The organism is Streptomyces sp. NPDC091682 (genome assembly GCF_044756625.1).
Lineage (GTDB): Bacteria > Actinomycetota > Actinomycetes > Streptomycetales > Streptomycetaceae > Streptomyces.
On sequence record NZ_JBIVTH010000003.1, the window covers coordinates 549,475 to 564,065 of the forward strand.

The following is a 14,591-nucleotide window of genomic DNA, read 5'->3' on the forward strand; positions in this document are numbered from 1 at the left end:
CGTTGATGGTTGGGGGCGATGGTTACGAGGCCATGCACCGCGCGGCCGTCGCCGGGGTCGGCAGGAAGCCGGTCCCGGCGGCCCACTCCAGTGCCGTGTGCAGCCAGGCCTGCGTCGGCGGGGCGAACTCCACGTCGAGACGGCGCAGCAGGGCCACGGTCCGTGCGTTGTCGAAGGCGACGTTGCGCTCGGGCCGGTGCTCCCAAGCGCGGCTCATCTCCGCGCTGCGGGCGTCGGCGCTCTCGAGCCGGCCGAGCGCGTGGGCGAACTCGCCGCGCTCCACGAGCCGCACCGGGTAGCCGAACCCCCGCATCCAGCGGATGACTTCGTCGTGCGGGACGGAGTGCGGCGTCTCCACGTGGTGCACGTCCGGTGGCACCTCCGCGGCGAGCGCGATCCGGCAGATTCCCTCCGCCACCGTGTCCACGTTGGAGAAGCCGAAGGAGGTCCGGGGGCTGCGCGGGGCGCATCCCGCCAGGACGTAGCCCTTCAGCGTCTGGTAGACCCGGTTGTCGCCGGTGTTGGGCTGGAAGGCTCCGGTCACGCTGTGGGCGGCGACGTGGTTCGTGCGGTAGACGGAGCACCGGACACCGCTGTCGCTCGCGGCCCGGACCAGCTTCTCCGCCTCGAACTTGGAGGCCTCGTAGGGCGACATGAACTTCTGCCCGAGGTCGAAGTCGGACTCGGCGAAGCGCCGTGCGCCGCTGTCGTGGAATCCCGCGACGGCCAGCGTCGAGACGTGGTGGAGCGGGATGTCCGGGTGGTCCGCGCGGATCAGGTCGACGAGGTTGCGCACCCCGCCGACGTTCACCTTCGCCAGTTCCTCCGGCGGCGCCACCAGCCGTACGTCGGCGGCGGCGTTGACGACCGAGGTCAGCCCGTCCAGGACGCCCCGCGCCGACAGTTCGCGCAGCAGGTCCCCGTCGGTCAGGTCACCCTCGACGACCCGGACCCGGTCCGACGCCACGAGCCGATCGGCCGCACTGCGCCCGGCCGCGCCGCGCACCAGGCACAGGACGTGGGCGCCCTGCGCCACCAGCCCGTCCAGCAGGTGTGCGCCGAGGAAGCCGGTCGCTCCGGTGAGCAGGACCCGGGGCGCCTGTGTGACGAGGGTGCGCGCCCTGGTCTCGGGCGGCAGACCGCCCGCGTAGGCGGGGAGGCCGGAGGTGGTCCGCCGCAGTTCCTCGACGGGCGGCGCGGACTCCCGGGCACCGGCAGCGCGCTGGATGTCGGCCACGAAGCGGTCGAAGGCCTGCCGGGCCGCTCCCCGGGCGCGTTCCCGCTCGGTGCAGACGAGGTCCACCACGAACGCGTCGTCGACCAGCCTGGCCGTCAGCACCATGGGGTACATCGGGTCGTGCCGCTCGGCGCGCGCCGGGCCGCAGTACTCCGGCGCGAACGTCCAGGTGACGTTCCTGCCCCGGGGCGGGCTGAACCGTCCCAGGTAGTTGACCGCGATCTCGGCACCCGGCCGCGCCGAGTCCAGGCGCTCGACGGGGGCGTTCGCCACGCTGTTCTCGACCTCGGCGACGTTGCGGGCGAGGTCGTCGCCGAGCGCACTCACCAGGAGCGGCTTGACCGCGGTGAACCAGCCGACGGTGTCCAGGTAGGCGCTGGTGTGCTCGCCCTGGTCCCGGCCGTGGGTCTCGACGGTGACGCGGGTGCGCTCCGAGCCGGTGGCGTTCTGCAGCGCCCGCACGATCGACGCGATGGCCAGGGCCTCCAGGCGAAGTCCGTGACCGAACCGCGCCAGCAGGCTCCGGGTCACCTCCGGTGCGGCGGTCCACGTGTACGTCGCTCCGTGGACGTCCGGCACGTCACCGGCCGCCCCGCGCGCGGCGCGCTCCTCGGCGTCGGGAAGGGCGGCGGCCCAGTCGTAGTACGACCGCGACGGCGCGAGGGAGATGTCGGCGCCCTCGGCGGCGGCCTCGTACGCCCGCAGCAGGTCGTCCAGGACGATGCGCCAGGAGATGGTGTCGACCACCAGGTGGTGGCATACGAGCAGCAGCCGGTCCGCTGCGCCCGGGCCGCCCCGGAAGACGTGGCAGCGCAGGAGCCGGCCCGAGGCCGGGTCCAGGGAGCGGTTCAGCTCGGCGCTCGTACGTGCGATCGCCTCCGCCGCCGGCGGCCCGTCCCCGACCGACGACCAGGTCACGGCCAGCGTGCCGGTCACCGGGTAGAGGGCGTCGAGGGCGCCCGTCGCGCCGACCGAGCCGCGCAGTGCCTCGTGGCGGTCGAGGACCGCCGCGAGGGCCGCGCTGAGCGCAGCGATGTCCAGGGTGGGCTCGCAGGCGAGCAGCATCGCCTGGTTCCAGTGCGCCGTGCCGCCCGGCACGGCGTCGAAGAACCAGCGCTGCGCGGGGCCCAGCGTGCCCCACCTGCCGGGCTCGGCGGCCTCGGCCGGTGCGCGATCCGTCGCGTTCTCCCGCCGGGCGGCGGCCTCGGCGAGCCGCGCCGCGCTCGGGTGGTCGTACACGTCGGTGACGACGACGTCGTGGCCGCGTTCCTTGAGGAAGACGACCGTGCGCATGGCGAGGAGGGAGTCCCCGCCCAGGGCGAGGACGTCGGAGTCGGGCCCGACGTTCCTCAGGCCCAGGCTCGTGCCCCAGAACTCGGCTATCTCGTGGGCGAGTCGGCCGGCCCCGGTGCTGTCGTGCGGCTGTTCCGGCCCAACTTCCAGCGATTCCTCGACCATGGCCCGGAGCCTGCGGTTGTCCCGCTTGCCGTTGGCGTCGACCGGGAACCGGGGGACGGCGACGATGGGTGCGGGGAGCGCGTACCGGGGCAGCTTGTGCGCCATGTGCCCGGGGAGCGCGGCGAGCGTCGCGTCGCGATCCGCGCCGGCCGCCCCGGAGTCCAGGGTGACCGCCGCGACCAGGCGCGTCTGACCGTCCACGATGCGGCCGAGCACGGCGGCGCCGGCGACACCGGGGCAGTGCGCGAGGACCTGCTCGACCTCGGCGAGGTCCACGCGGTAGCCGTTCACCTTGGTCTGGCGGTCCGCCCGGCCGAGGAAGACGAGGTTGCCGTCGGGGAGCCTGCGGCAGCGGTCGCCGGTGCGGTAGACGGTACCGCCCTCGGTGGTGCGGAAGCGGCCGGCGGTGTCCGGCCGGATGCCGACGTAGCCCAGGGTGACCCCGGGGCCGCCCACGACCAGCTCGCCGACCGTGCGGTCCACCCGGTTCCCGGGTTCTGCGCCGTGGTCCAGGTCGAGGGTGTTCTCGCCGATCGCGGTGCCGATGGGAACGGACGGCTCGTCCTCGGGGAGGTCACCGGCGCGGGTGGCGACGAAGCAAGCCGTGCCGACCGTGGTCTCGGTCGGGCCGTAGTGGTTGACGATCCGGTGTGCGACCCCGCCCTCCAGCAAGCCGGCCGCGAATTCCCGGGACAGCAGCTCACCGCCGATGATCACGGTGTCCAGCGCGGCCGATCGCGCAGGGCGTCCGGGCAGGAGCGCCGCGAGGTGGGAGGGGGTGGTCTTCAGGCAGGTGACCTGGTGATCCGCCAGTTCCTGCCACAGCGCGTACGGATCGCGGGCGACGCCGTCCGAGACGACGTGGACGCGGCCCCCGGTCGCCAGGGCGAGCATCCACGACGTGTGACCGAGGTCGGCCGCGAGGGTCGTCATGTGCGCGAAGGAGGGCGGCTCGGCCGCCTCGAAGCGCAGGCGCCCTGCCAGTGAGGCGGCGTAGTGGGCCGCGTTGCGCTGCGCCACCGCCACGGCCTTCGGCTCCCCGGAGGACCCGGAGGTGAAGGAGAAGTACGCGACGTCGTCGGCGTCCGGCTGCCAGCCCCAGACGCTCGCGCCGCTGTCGGCGCGGGCCATGAGGTCGTCCACGTCGACGAAGTGCGCGTCCTCGGCGGCCCGCGTCGACAGGACCACCCGGGCGCCGACCGTCCGCAGTCTGCGCTCGCGGTCGCTCTCGCTCCAGTCCGGGCTGACGACGAGGACCGGGTTGCCGCAGCCGAGCACGCCGTACAGCAGCGCCATCAGGCGGGCGTCACGCGGTCCCGCGACCGCCACCGGCTCGCCGGGCACGACTCCCGTGTTCTTGAACTCCTCGACCAGATGGCCGACAAAGGAACCGAGGGAGGAGTAGTTCCACGATCTGTACGCGTCCGAAAGGGCGATCCGCCCGCCCGACTCGCGCACGTTCCCTTCGAGCATTTCCCCGAGAAAGTGATACACGGGCTTCCTTTCCTTTCCAGCACATGGCCCATGCCGTGAAGTCACCCGAGCGTCGTGGGCTGTTCCTCGACGAGTTCGGCCACCTTCGCCCCGTACGTCCGGAGCCAGCCCGCCACTTCGGTCTCGTTGAACCGGCCGGGGTCGAAGGCGAAGTTGAGCGAGAGCGAACCGTCCAGCCGGTCGAAGGCGACCACCTCCAGCTCGCGCAGGACCCGGCTGCGCGGCATCGGCAGCCCGTGCGGACGCTGCAGGCCGGCGTCCTGGAAGTCGATCTGGTGATAGCGCCTGCCGTGCGCAGCGCTCGGCTGCGGCTGGTTCTGGTAGATGAAGTGGATCGAGAAGACCTCGGCGAGCTGCTTTCCGGCGAACGGCTCGACCGATTCGATCAGGTCGGCGAAGGGGTACATCCGGTACTTCGCGAGGTCCCGCATCCGCTCGCTGATCAGCGCGTGCAGACCTTGGGCCGGACCGGCGCCGGTCAGCGAGATGCGCAGCGGCATCGGGCTGATGAACACGCCCAGGCAGGTGTCGTCCTCGCCGCCCTGGCGGCCTGCGGTCGACGTGCCGATCAGCAGGTCGTCCTTCCCGGTGACCTCGGAAAGGAACTGGGCGAACGCGGTGAGCAGGACGTTGTAGACGGTGACGCGCTGGTGCTGCGCGTACGTGCGCACCGCGTCGGCCTGCCCCGGGGCGAGCAGCAGGTTCACGTACCGGCTGGAGTCGCCGGACCCGGCCGGCGAGCTCGGCGCCAGGGTCGCCGGGAGCCCCGTCGGGGCGCCGGCGCCGCGGAAGACGGAGCGCCAGTGGTCCCGCGCCTCCTCGATCCGGCCGTCCGCGACGTACGCGCGCTGCCGGGCGGCGAACGCCTCGTACTGGGGGGCGGGCTCCAGTGTCGCGGGGTCCGTGCCCTGTTCCAGGGCGTGGTAGACGCGCTCCAGGTCCTCGAACAGGAGGGAGATCGACCAGCCGTCGGTGGCGATGTGGTGCAGGTGACCGATGACGAGGTGCTCGGTCGGCGACAGGGTGAGCAGTTCCAGCTCGAAGGGCACCTCGGACTCGAGGTCGAAGAACCGCATCGACCGCTCGACGGCGGCGTGGACCGCAGCCCGCACCTCGGCCTCGCCCAGACCCTGCAGGTCCTGCGTGCGGGTCGGGGGACGCCAGTCGGTCAGGCTCCGCTGCAGGGGCGGGCTGCCCGGCTCGTAGACGCTGCGCAGCACGGCGTGGCGGCGGCTCAGCTCCGTCAGTGCGGCCTCGAAGAGTCGGTGGTCGAGCTCGCCGGTCACCTCGAAGAACAGGTCGACGTTGCCCAGTTGTTCCTTCGCGAGGCCGAACCAGCGCTCCTGGAGGCGGGAGGTGACGCTCACTGCGCCGCCGGTCCGCGCCGCGGGTGCCTCCTGTTCCCCTGCCGGCTCCTGCTGCTGCTCCTGCTCCGTACCGCCGCCGTGTTCAGCCTGGACCAGCACTCGGAATGCCCCGAAGTCCTCGGCCTCGAACAGCATGTGCGGAGCGAGCGAAGTGCCGAGCGCCGCATTGAGCTGGGAAATCAGGAGGATGGCGGATATGGAATCTCCGCCCGCCTCGAAGAAGTTGGTGTCGTCGTCCACTTCGCAGCCGAGCATCGTGGCCCAGCCGTCGCGTACGACCTTTTCGATCTGATCCACTGTTCCCACCCTAGAATTCGTTCTTGGCGTTTTGGCCGGCGTCGCTTTCCTCACCGCACATGCGGGTCAGCGCCGCCAGGAATTCCCGGCCGAACCGGCGCACCGTGCTCTCCTCGAAGAGGGCCGTCGCGTATTCGATCCGGCAGTCGTAGTCGTCGTCCGACTCGTCCAGGTAGAGCGTCAGGTCGAGCTTGGAGACCCGGCTCTCGACGTGCAGGGGCGTGACGTCCGTGCCCAGCAGGGAGAACGCGGCGCCGTGCGCCTCGTCGTAGGCGAGCATCAGCTGCGGGGGCCGGCCGCCGACCTCGACCCGCGTGACGCTCGGCGCCTCGTACGCCCGCTCCAGGGCGCCCCGGATCCCGTCGAGCAGCTCCGGTGCGCGGGCGCCCTGCTCGATCTCCACGTGCAGCGCGACCGTCCGCATGAAGCAGCCCAGGACGTCGTCGGACACCTCGTCACCGCGGTTGGCGACGGGAATGGACACGGCGAAGCGGCGTTGGTCCGTCCAGGAGGCGACGACGTCCGCGAAGGCCGCGCAGCACAGCGTGAACGGGGTCGTCCGCAGCCGTCGTGCCCGGCCCCGGACGCGTACGGCCAGATCGTCCGGTACGTCGACGCGGAGCGTGGCGCCGTGGCCGTCCGCCCGCTTGGGCCTCGGGTGGTCCGTGGGCAGTTGGGCGGTCGGGTACCGGTGCGGGGGCGGGGCGTGCGTGGCGGGTTCCGGCGCCGCCACCGGGGTCCGGCTCACGGCGGCGTGGGGCGCCGCGCCCTGCGAGCGGGCCGCGTACGCCGTGCTCAACGAGGCGAGCAGCGGGCGCAGGGACTGTCCGTCACAGACGGTGTGGTGGACCGTGAGGCTCAGTACGTGACCGGTGTCGCCGACGTCGAGGAGGAGGGCCCGCAACAGCGGTCCGCTCGCCAGGTCGAAGGGCCGGGCGCCCTCGTCGCCGAGGTGGCCCGGGACGAGTTCCTCGTCCGTCTGGACAGTGGCCAGCTCTACGCGGCTGAGGGCCGGTCGGGTCTCGGTGAGTCGCAGCGCACCGTTCTTGTGCTCGAACCCGATGCGCAGGGCCCGGTGTGCGGCGACCACGTCGTGGAGCGCGCGGGCCAGGGCTTCGACGTCCAGTGCGCCCCGGATCCGGAACGCCAGCTGGATGTTGTAGAGCCCCGGTGCCGGGGTGCACTTCTCGTGCAGCCACATGGCGGCCTGGGTCTCGGAGGCCAGGTCGACACCGACGCCGCCGGTGGTGGTCGGCGCCTGCTCCGTTGCATCCGGTGCATCCGGCTCGGCGGCCGCCCGGTCCACGGCGCGCGCCAGCGACTCGACGGTGACGGCGCGTGCGAAGTCCGCTCGCCGCAGCCGTACGCCGTACGCGGCGTTCACCCGGGCGATCACCCGCATCAACGCGAGGGAGTGGCCTCCTCGTTCGTAGAAGTCGTCCAGGACGCTGAAGTCGCGCTCGCGCAGGACCTCGCGCCAGATCCGCTCGACCGTCTTCTCGACCTCGTCGCGCGGGGCCACCGCACCGGATCGGGTGCCGGGCCGGGCCGGCTCGGGCAGCAGTCCGTGGTCGGTCTTGCCGCTGGCGGTGCGGGGGAACTCAGCCAGGACCGTGAACGTCGAGGGCAGGGCGTGCGAGGGCAGGTCCCGCAGCATCCGGGCGCGCAGCTCGCCCGCGTCGGGCGGTGTGCCGGGCGTTTCGGGCACCACGTACGCGGCCAGCTCGCTCTCGCCCGCGCGCACCCACACCCGTACGGCGGCATCCCGTACCCCGGCGCACTCCTTGAGTACGGCCTCCACGCCCTCGGGCTCGACGCGGAAGCCGCGGATCTTGACCTGGCGGTCGCGCCGGCCCAGGTGGTGCAGGGTGCCGTCCGGGTCGAGGCGTGCGAGGTCGCCGGTGCGGAAGACGGTGGTGCCCGTGGCCGGATGGCCGGGCAGGAAGCGGTCGGCGGTCAGCTCGGGTGCGTTCGCATATCCGTTGGCCAAGGACGGTCCGGCCAGCAGGAGTTCACCGGCCACTCCGTCGGGCACGGGCCTCAGGTCCTCGTCGACGACGAGGACGCGGGTGCCGCGGATCGGGCGCCCGATCGGTACGCGTGCCTCGCCCGCGGCGTCTTCGTCGGTGAGCAGGTCCCGGGTGTCGTACGTCGTCACGTCGGCGGACGACTCGGTCAGTCCGTACTGGTTCAGCAGCGTCCGTCCGGGCAGGGCCGTGCGGAACAGCTGCGCGAGGTCCCGGTCGAGGGTCTCCCCGCTGCACGTCCAGATCTCCAGGACGGGCAGGCGTGCGCCCAGGTCCGGAAAGCTGGTGAGCAGCGCCCGCAGTAGCGACGGCACCAGGCAGATCCGGGTGACCCGGTGCTCGGCCAGGAGTTGGACGAGCAGGTCCAGGTCGAGCGAGGCGTGGGCGGGCGGCAGGACCACGGGGATGCCCTGCGCGAGCGAACCCCAGACCTCCCAGAGGGAGTCGACGACCGACGGCGCCGTGTTCTGGACCGAGACGTCGCTGCTGGCGAACGGCTGGGCCTCCCACATCCAGGTGCACCGGTTGAGGGTCGCGCCGTGCGAGCCGACGACGCCCTTGGGGCGCCCCGTCGACCCCGACGTGTACAGCACCCATGCCGGGTCCTGGGGGGCCAGCGGCACGGAGGTGAAGGCCTCGGCGCCCGCCGTCCCTCCCCCGACGCCGTCCGCCGGGCGCCGCCCGTCGCCGACGAGGCACCACGGCCGTCCCGTCGCGCGCCCGGCCGCCTCGTCGGCGGTGACCACCGCCTTGACGTCGCTGTTGTCCAGGACGAAGGCCCGGTGGTGTTCCGGAGCGGCGGGGTCGACCGGGGTGTATGCGGCCCCAGTCTTCCACGCGGCGAAGGCGGCGACGACGAACTCGGGCGAGCGCGGCAGCAGCAGCCCCACCACGTCGCCGGGGCCGACGCCCTGCGCGGCCAGGTCGCGGGCGAGTCGGCCCGCCACCCGGTCCAACTGCCCGAGCGTCAGCCAGCCGGCGTCGTTCCGGCCCACCGCGAGCACGTCGGGGCTCGTGCGCGCGCGCTGTTCGACGAGATCCCGCAGCAGTGCGGCAGTCTCGCTCATGACTCAACCTCATTCCCGGCTTCGTGTCGGTTCGTCGGACGGGCCGCGGGCCCGGTCAGCCGGAGTCGGCGACCTTGGTGACCAGAAGGGCGATCCGCCGTGCGTACTCGTCGAGTTCGCTGACCGCCACGTACTCGCCGTCGGTGTGGGCGCCGTGGCTGTCCAGGCCGCCGGGGCCGCAGACCACCGTGTAGTCGGCCGCGTCCTGGCCCCAGATCGCGTCGCTGGTGAAGGCTTCGTCGAGCTGGTCGCCCGCGAGCCGCTCCAGGCCGCACTCCGCGAGCAGTGCCTCGTACTCCGACGACCGGTTGCGCAACGACGGCAGGCCCTGCTTGAGCCACCGCCAGTGCAGTGCGTCGCCGAGATCGGCGGCCCACTCGCGGGCGAACCGGCTCGGTCCGTACTCCGCCTTCACGCGCTCCACGGACGCGGCGAGGATCTCCTCCACCCGCTCGTGGACGACCTGGGCGTAACGCGTGTCGCAGTAGGCGAAGTTGACGAGCAGGCGCCCGCTTCCGTACACGCGGTTGTGCTGGAGGCCGGTGTGCAGACCGGCGACACAGCATTTGATGTCGCGGTTCTCCACCAGGTCCTTCAGACCGGAGGCGAGGTCCGTGGCGACGGCCGCGAGGACGAGCGTGGCGTTGGCGTTCTCGTACGGGAAGTCGTCCGTGCTGTCCGGAGCGTCCATCGTGACTTCGAGCGTCATCGTCGCGAACGACGTGTCGTGGACGAGCAGACCGGTCGGCTCGGCGAACACCAGCAACGATGCCTTGTCGCGCTTCGCCAGCGCCGGCTTGGTGCCGTAGCACCCCATCGCTCCGCCTTCTTCACCCGGTACGGAAAGAATGACCGTACGGACTTTTCCGGCGAGATCCGGATTCTGGCGGTATGCGTACGCTACACCGCAGACAACGGCAATTCCAGCCCCTTTGTCGTCCACCGCGCCCCGCGCGTGAATGACGCCGTCCCGGAATTCGACCGGAAGGTGCGGGGATACCGTGTCGACGTGGAAATTGATGACGACCGTCTTCTCCGCGTCGGCGTCACCGATGCTCGCCGCGACGACCGGCTGGTCGCTCAGCCACCCCTCGGCACCGGCGTGTTCCCGCACCAGCACCGGAGTGTGCGGGTCCGCGAGCAGCGCCGTGACGTCGGCGGTCTCCCAGGACACCTCGAATCCCCGGTCCCGGGTGAATTCCGCGAACATCTCCTGCGCCCGCCGCGTCCCGGCCGGGTCGCCGCCCTCCAGCGGGCTCACGCTGTCGGTTTCGAGAAACCGCAGGAGGAACTCGATCGCATCATTGTCCATCATCATCCGGTCAAACCTTCTATGCATGCGGCGACGCTCTTGTACAGCGCTTCGCCGTCCTCGCACTGAATTCCCAGGTGCGGCTGCACCAGGAGGTGCGGTTCCAGGCTCAGCGTCATTTCGGGGTATTCGCTCAGGACGAGTGCCAGCGTGTCCGCGACGCGGGCCCTCCCTTCGCCGGGCAGGCAGGGCACGGCCTCCCCCTCGCGCAGTCGCGCGTCCTTGATGTGTACGTGCCGCACGTACGGGAGGACCGCCCCGGCCATCTCGACGGAGTCGTAGCCGTACCAGACGCCGTTTCCGGTATCCATGAGGAAGGCGAGGTGCTCGTCGCCGGCCTCCCGCATGAACAGCTCCGCCGAAGCCGCGTCCCGGCCGCCCCAGCCGACGCAGTTCTCGTGCAGGAGACGGCGGTCGTAGCCCTTGGCCAGGTCCCGCAGGGCGAGCAGGCGGCGCACCGATTCGGCCTGCCACGCCTCGTCGGTCAGCTCCGCCCGTCCGTACGACATCACGCGCACCGATGGCGTCCCGAAGAGACAGGCCAGCTCCAACCAGCGTTCGGCCGTCGCCAGGTCCTCCTCCAACGTGGTGGCGGCGATGCTCCCGGCGCCGACCGGGCTGTCCAGGGCGACGACCGAGAGTCCGGCGTCCGCCAGGGAGCGGGCCATGTCTTCGGTCTCGGGCCACGCGTACGCGCCCAACGAGCGGCCGGCGACCGAGCGGAGCTCGATGCTCTTCAGTCCCAGGGCCTCGGTGTTGGCGATCTGCTGCTCCCAGGTGAAGCCGCACTCGTCGCCGATGACGGACAGCCGGTCGCGCCACCCTTCGTTCAGCACGCCGTGCCCTCCGCGCCGTCGTCGACCTCGGCTGCGATCCGGTCGAGCAGCAACCGGGCCTGCACCTCGTCCATGCGGTTGTTGAAGCCGACCTGGGCGTGCAGATAGGTACCCAGACCGTCGCGCCCGTGGTTGCGCAGCACGCGCAGACGCCGGGCGGTCTCCTCCGAGCAGGCGACGATGCCGAAGTCACCGGCTCCGTACCCGTAGTCGCGGGCGGCGTGGACGACCACCGCGTCCGCCGCGGCGACCCGTCGGGCGACCCGCTCCTGGCGTACGAGCGAGGCGAACTCCCCGATGCCCACGACCTCGGCGGTACCGACCGCGCCCGGGCACTGCGCAGCTTCTGCGGGCACCGTCAGGTCCCTCACCAAGAGGGATCCTTGAACCGGAACCCCATCGGCCCACAGTGCGCTCGCCTGCTGCACGAGACGGCCCTCGCCCTCGACGACGGCGCGCACCGCGGCACCGGCGTCCGACGCCACGGTCAGCGGTGCTCCCGCGAACCCGGCCCGGCGCACCAGCATCAGGCCCACCGGTCCGCTGCTCACGCAGACCGCGCTCTTGCCCGTAACCCCGCTGACGTACTCCTCCAGCGCCCGCACCTGCGGGCCGACGATGAACGACTCGTCGCGCACGGCGGCGTCCATGTACAACAGGACCGTGCGGGCCAGGTCACGCCCCGCGGTAGAAGTCGACGATGCTGTCGCAGACATGTGCTGCCTCCTCTTCCAAGAGATCCGAATACAGCGGCAGGGCCAACACGCGGGTGGACGCGGCCTCGGCGACCGGCACGGGCTGCGCGCAGTCCGCGACGTCCGCCAGGCACTCCTGCCGGGACAGCGGCAGCGGGTAGAAGATCTCCGTCGTGATGCCACGGGCCTTCAGATGGGCCTGCAGCTCGTCGCGGCGGTCGAACTCGCCGACGTAGACGTAGCCGACGTCCTCGGGCGACAGCTGCGGCAGCTGCCGTACGCCCTCCGTGTCGCGCAGCCGCCCGTCGTAATAGGCGAACAGCTCCCGGCGCTTGTCCTTGAAGGCGTCGAGGAGCGGCAGGCAGGCCTGGACGACGGCCGCCTGGATCTCGTCGCACCCGTACACGCTCGCCGATCCGTCGAGCCGCCCCAAGATGGCGTCGAATTGCTCGAGTTGGGCCGGGTCCGTGGCGATGACCGCCCCGGCGTCGCCGAGCGCGCCGATCGTCTTGCTGGGGAAGAAGGAGAGCACTCCGCCGCGCGCGGCCGTGCCCGCCACGCGCCCGGCCCGGCTCATGCCGATGCCCTGCGCGCTGTCCTCGATGAGGAGCAGCCCGCGGTCCTCGCAGAGGAGGCCGAGGCGCTCCATGTCCGCCATGGTCGTGAACAGGTGGACGGCGAGTACGGCCTTGGTGCGCTCGGTGACCGCCTTTTCGACGGCCTCCGCGGACACCGTGTAGGAGTCCGGGCGGATGTCCACGATGACGGGGCGCGCGCCGACGTGGATCACCGCGGCGACCGACGCGAAGAAGGTGTACGCCGGGACGATCACCTCGTCGCCGGGGCCGATGCCCTGCTGTCGGAGCAGTACGAGCAGCGCGTCCGAGCCGCTGGCGGTCATGCGGACCCCTGCGCAGCCGAGCCGCCGGGCCAGCTCCTCCTCGACCTCGCGCACCAGGACGCCGTCGACGGGGAGGCCCTCGTCGATGCTCCGGGCGATGTTCGTCTCGACGCTCCCGCGCACCTGCTGCCAGGTCGTCGAGTTCCTGAAGAACGGTACGTTCGTCACGGAGCACCTGCCCGGCGCCGTGCGGCTTCCAGTACGTCGATGCAATGCACGTGCATGTCCACGTTGAATCTGGCCTGACCTTCCGCCGGCCCCGCCGTGTAGGCGGAGACCAGACACTCGGTGAGGGGGCGGTCCGGGATCTCGTGGATCCGCCCCGTGCTGTCGTGGTAAAAGCTCGATCTGTCGGCCTTGGTGAGCGGGAGGTCGACCCGCAGGTCGCCGCCGGAGCAGGCGACGCGCAGGCGCCTGGTCCGCAGTTCCTTGTCGAGGTGGCCGACGAGGGTTCCCATCACGCCGCTGCGGTGTCTGACGACCACGTACGCGCCGCCGGCGTGCGGCAGTTCGCGGCCGTCGGCCCACAGCGACCGCGACGAGGCCTGGAGGACGTCCTCTATCTCGCCGAACGTCCAGATCGCGGCGAGCACCTGGTGCGGCAGCTCCACCTCGAAGGCGCTGCTGTGACTCGTGTTCGACAAGGTCCGGCCGACGCGGTCCTTGGACTGCTCGAACTCGTAGTGCAGGGGCTTCCCGCCCCGGTCCAGGTCGCGGCGCAGACGGTCCACGCCCGACGAGAAGTTCCAGATGCCCACCGGGTAGAGGGAGGCGCCCGCACCCGCGCACGCCTTCGCCATCCGGCGTGCGGTGTTGCCGTCCGTCGTCAGGGGCTTCTCGACGATGATCCGCTTGCCGCCCAGCTCAACGATCTCTTCGACCACGGCCGCGTGGTCGGCGGGCGGGACCGTCACGTGGAAGACGTCGGACGCGGTGATCCCGGGGAGGTCCTGGAGGGTGGCGTAGACCGGCAGGTCATGGGCCTGCGGACTACGGGGGTCGACGGCGACGATCTCGTCGACCGCGTACCTGAGGTCGGATTCCTCGATGGCCGTTCGGTGGAGGTCTCGCGCCGCGTGCCCGTATCCGACGAGGACGGTCCTCATGGGCGCTCGCCGAGGGGAAGCGCGCAGAAGAAGCCCCCTACGTAGCGCTGCCCGAGGTCGGCCGACAGGTCCCCGGAGGCCTTCGCCAGCATCTCCTCGGCGAACACCTCCGCGTCGTCGCGCGGTACGTAGCCGATGTGCCTGCCCGCGTCGAGCGACCACCAGCGCCGGGTGTTGTCGGAGACGCCCCACACGATGTGGAAGCCCTCGGCCCGCAGCGACGCCTCGACCAGCCGCACGCAGTCCGCCGGGGAGAGCCAGGTGGAGAGCGACCGGACGTCGAACGGTTTGTCGTAACAGGTCCCGATGCGCAGGCAGACGACGTTCATGCCGAACCGGTCATGGTAGAGGGCGCCGAGCGACTCCAGAGCCGCTTTGCTGAACCCGTAATAGGTGTCCGGCCGTGCGGTGATGTCGCCCGGCAGTTCACCCGCACCCCGCTCCTGGAACCCCGCCGCGTGGTTGCTCGACGCCAGCACGACCTGCTGGACGCCCTCCAGGCGCGCGGCTTCGAGGACCGTACGCGTCCCGTCGACGTTGACGTCGACGATCCGCTCCCAGCTGTCCTCGTCGGTGATGCCCGCGAGGTGCACGACGGCGCTCGCGCCGCGCATCGCGGCCCGCATCGCGTCCAGGTCGGTGACGGACGCCTGCTCACAGCCCTCGTCCGGAGTGCTGTCCGTGAGCCGCAGCGGATGCCGCAGGCCCTGCCTCAGCATCCGACCCATGTTCCCGGCCGCCCCGGTGATGAGTACCGGTTGATCCATAGTTCTTCCCACCCGCTTGTCGGTCGG

9 protein-coding genes are annotated in these 14,591 nt (G+C 71.7%); all 9 read right to left on the reverse strand.

The features are described from left to right. Positions 1-22: 22 nt before the first annotated feature. The 9 genes from ACIQK6_RS10510 to ACIQK6_RS10550 are packed head-to-tail and all read right to left on the reverse strand — an operon-like array spanning position 23 to position 14,564. Positions 23-4,189: an AMP-binding protein gene (locus tag ACIQK6_RS10510; protein WP_402694663.1), complete on the reverse strand. Its 4,167-nt coding sequence runs from the start codon at positions 4,187-4,189 to the stop codon at positions 23-25. A 41-nt stretch (positions 4,190-4,230) separates the two neighbouring features. Continuing rightward, the gene (locus ACIQK6_RS10515; protein WP_329098463.1) at positions 4,231-5,853 is read right to left on the reverse strand and encodes a condensation domain-containing protein; all 1,623 of its coding nucleotides are present in this window, start codon (positions 5,851-5,853) and stop codon (positions 4,231-4,233) included. 10 nt (positions 5,854-5,863) lie between these two features. After that, a complete protein-coding gene (locus tag ACIQK6_RS10520; protein WP_402694664.1) occupies positions 5,864-8,947 on the reverse strand; it encodes an amino acid adenylation domain-containing protein in 3,084 nt (1,027 codons plus the stop codon). Positions 8,948-9,002: 55 nt separating this feature from the next. Next, a complete protein-coding gene (locus tag ACIQK6_RS10525; RefSeq protein WP_329098467.1) occupies positions 9,003-10,265 on the reverse strand; it encodes a M20/M25/M40 family metallo-hydrolase in 1,263 nt (420 codons plus the stop codon). Next, positions 10,262-11,095: a sugar phosphate isomerase/epimerase family protein gene (locus tag ACIQK6_RS10530; RefSeq protein WP_402694665.1), complete on the reverse strand. Its 834-nt coding sequence runs from the start codon at positions 11,093-11,095 to the stop codon at positions 10,262-10,264. The genes ACIQK6_RS10525 and ACIQK6_RS10530 overlap by 4 nt, the downstream gene beginning before the upstream one ends. Continuing rightward, positions 11,089-11,811, reverse strand: coding sequence for a DegT/DnrJ/EryC1/StrS family aminotransferase (locus ACIQK6_RS10535; RefSeq protein ID WP_329098471.1), 723 nt, complete (start codon positions 11,809-11,811; stop codon positions 11,089-11,091). The genes ACIQK6_RS10530 and ACIQK6_RS10535 overlap by 7 nt, the downstream gene beginning before the upstream one ends. Continuing rightward, positions 11,771-12,859, reverse strand: a complete 1,089-nt coding sequence (locus ACIQK6_RS10540) for a DegT/DnrJ/EryC1/StrS family aminotransferase (RefSeq protein ID WP_329098473.1) — start codon at positions 12,857-12,859, stop codon at positions 11,771-11,773. The genes ACIQK6_RS10535 and ACIQK6_RS10540 overlap by 41 nt, the downstream gene beginning before the upstream one ends. Beyond that, entirely contained in the window at positions 12,856-13,797 is a 942-nt protein-coding gene (locus ACIQK6_RS10545; protein WP_329098475.1) for a Gfo/Idh/MocA family oxidoreductase, read from the reverse strand. The genes ACIQK6_RS10540 and ACIQK6_RS10545 overlap by 4 nt, the downstream gene beginning before the upstream one ends. Beyond that, entirely contained in the window at positions 13,794-14,564 is a 771-nt protein-coding gene (locus tag ACIQK6_RS10550; RefSeq protein ID WP_329098477.1) for an NAD(P)-dependent oxidoreductase, read from the reverse strand. Before ACIQK6_RS10550 ends, ACIQK6_RS10545 begins: the two co-directional genes overlap by 4 nt. Positions 14,565-14,591: the final 27 nt, after the last annotated feature.

Bases quoted from the DNA above. Each gene is read 5' to 3' on its own strand.
- ACIQK6_RS10520 (WP_402694664.1), bottom strand. From the start codon at position 8,947: ATGAGCGAGACTGCCGCACTGCTGCGGGATCTCGTCGAACAGCGCGCG.
- ACIQK6_RS10525 (WP_329098467.1), bottom strand. From the start codon at position 10,265: ATGATGATGGACAATGATGCGATCGAGTTCCTCCTGCGGTTTCTCGAA.
- ACIQK6_RS10535 (WP_329098471.1), bottom strand. From the start codon at position 11,811: ATGTCTGCGACAGCATCGTCGACTTCTACCGCGGGGCGTGACCTGGCC.
- ACIQK6_RS10545 (WP_329098475.1), bottom strand. From the start codon at position 13,797: ATGAGGACCGTCCTCGTCGGATACGGGCACGCGGCGCGAGACCTCCAC.
- ACIQK6_RS10550 (WP_329098477.1), bottom strand. From the start codon at position 14,564: ATGGATCAACCGGTACTCATCACCGGGGCGGCCGGGAACATGGGTCGG.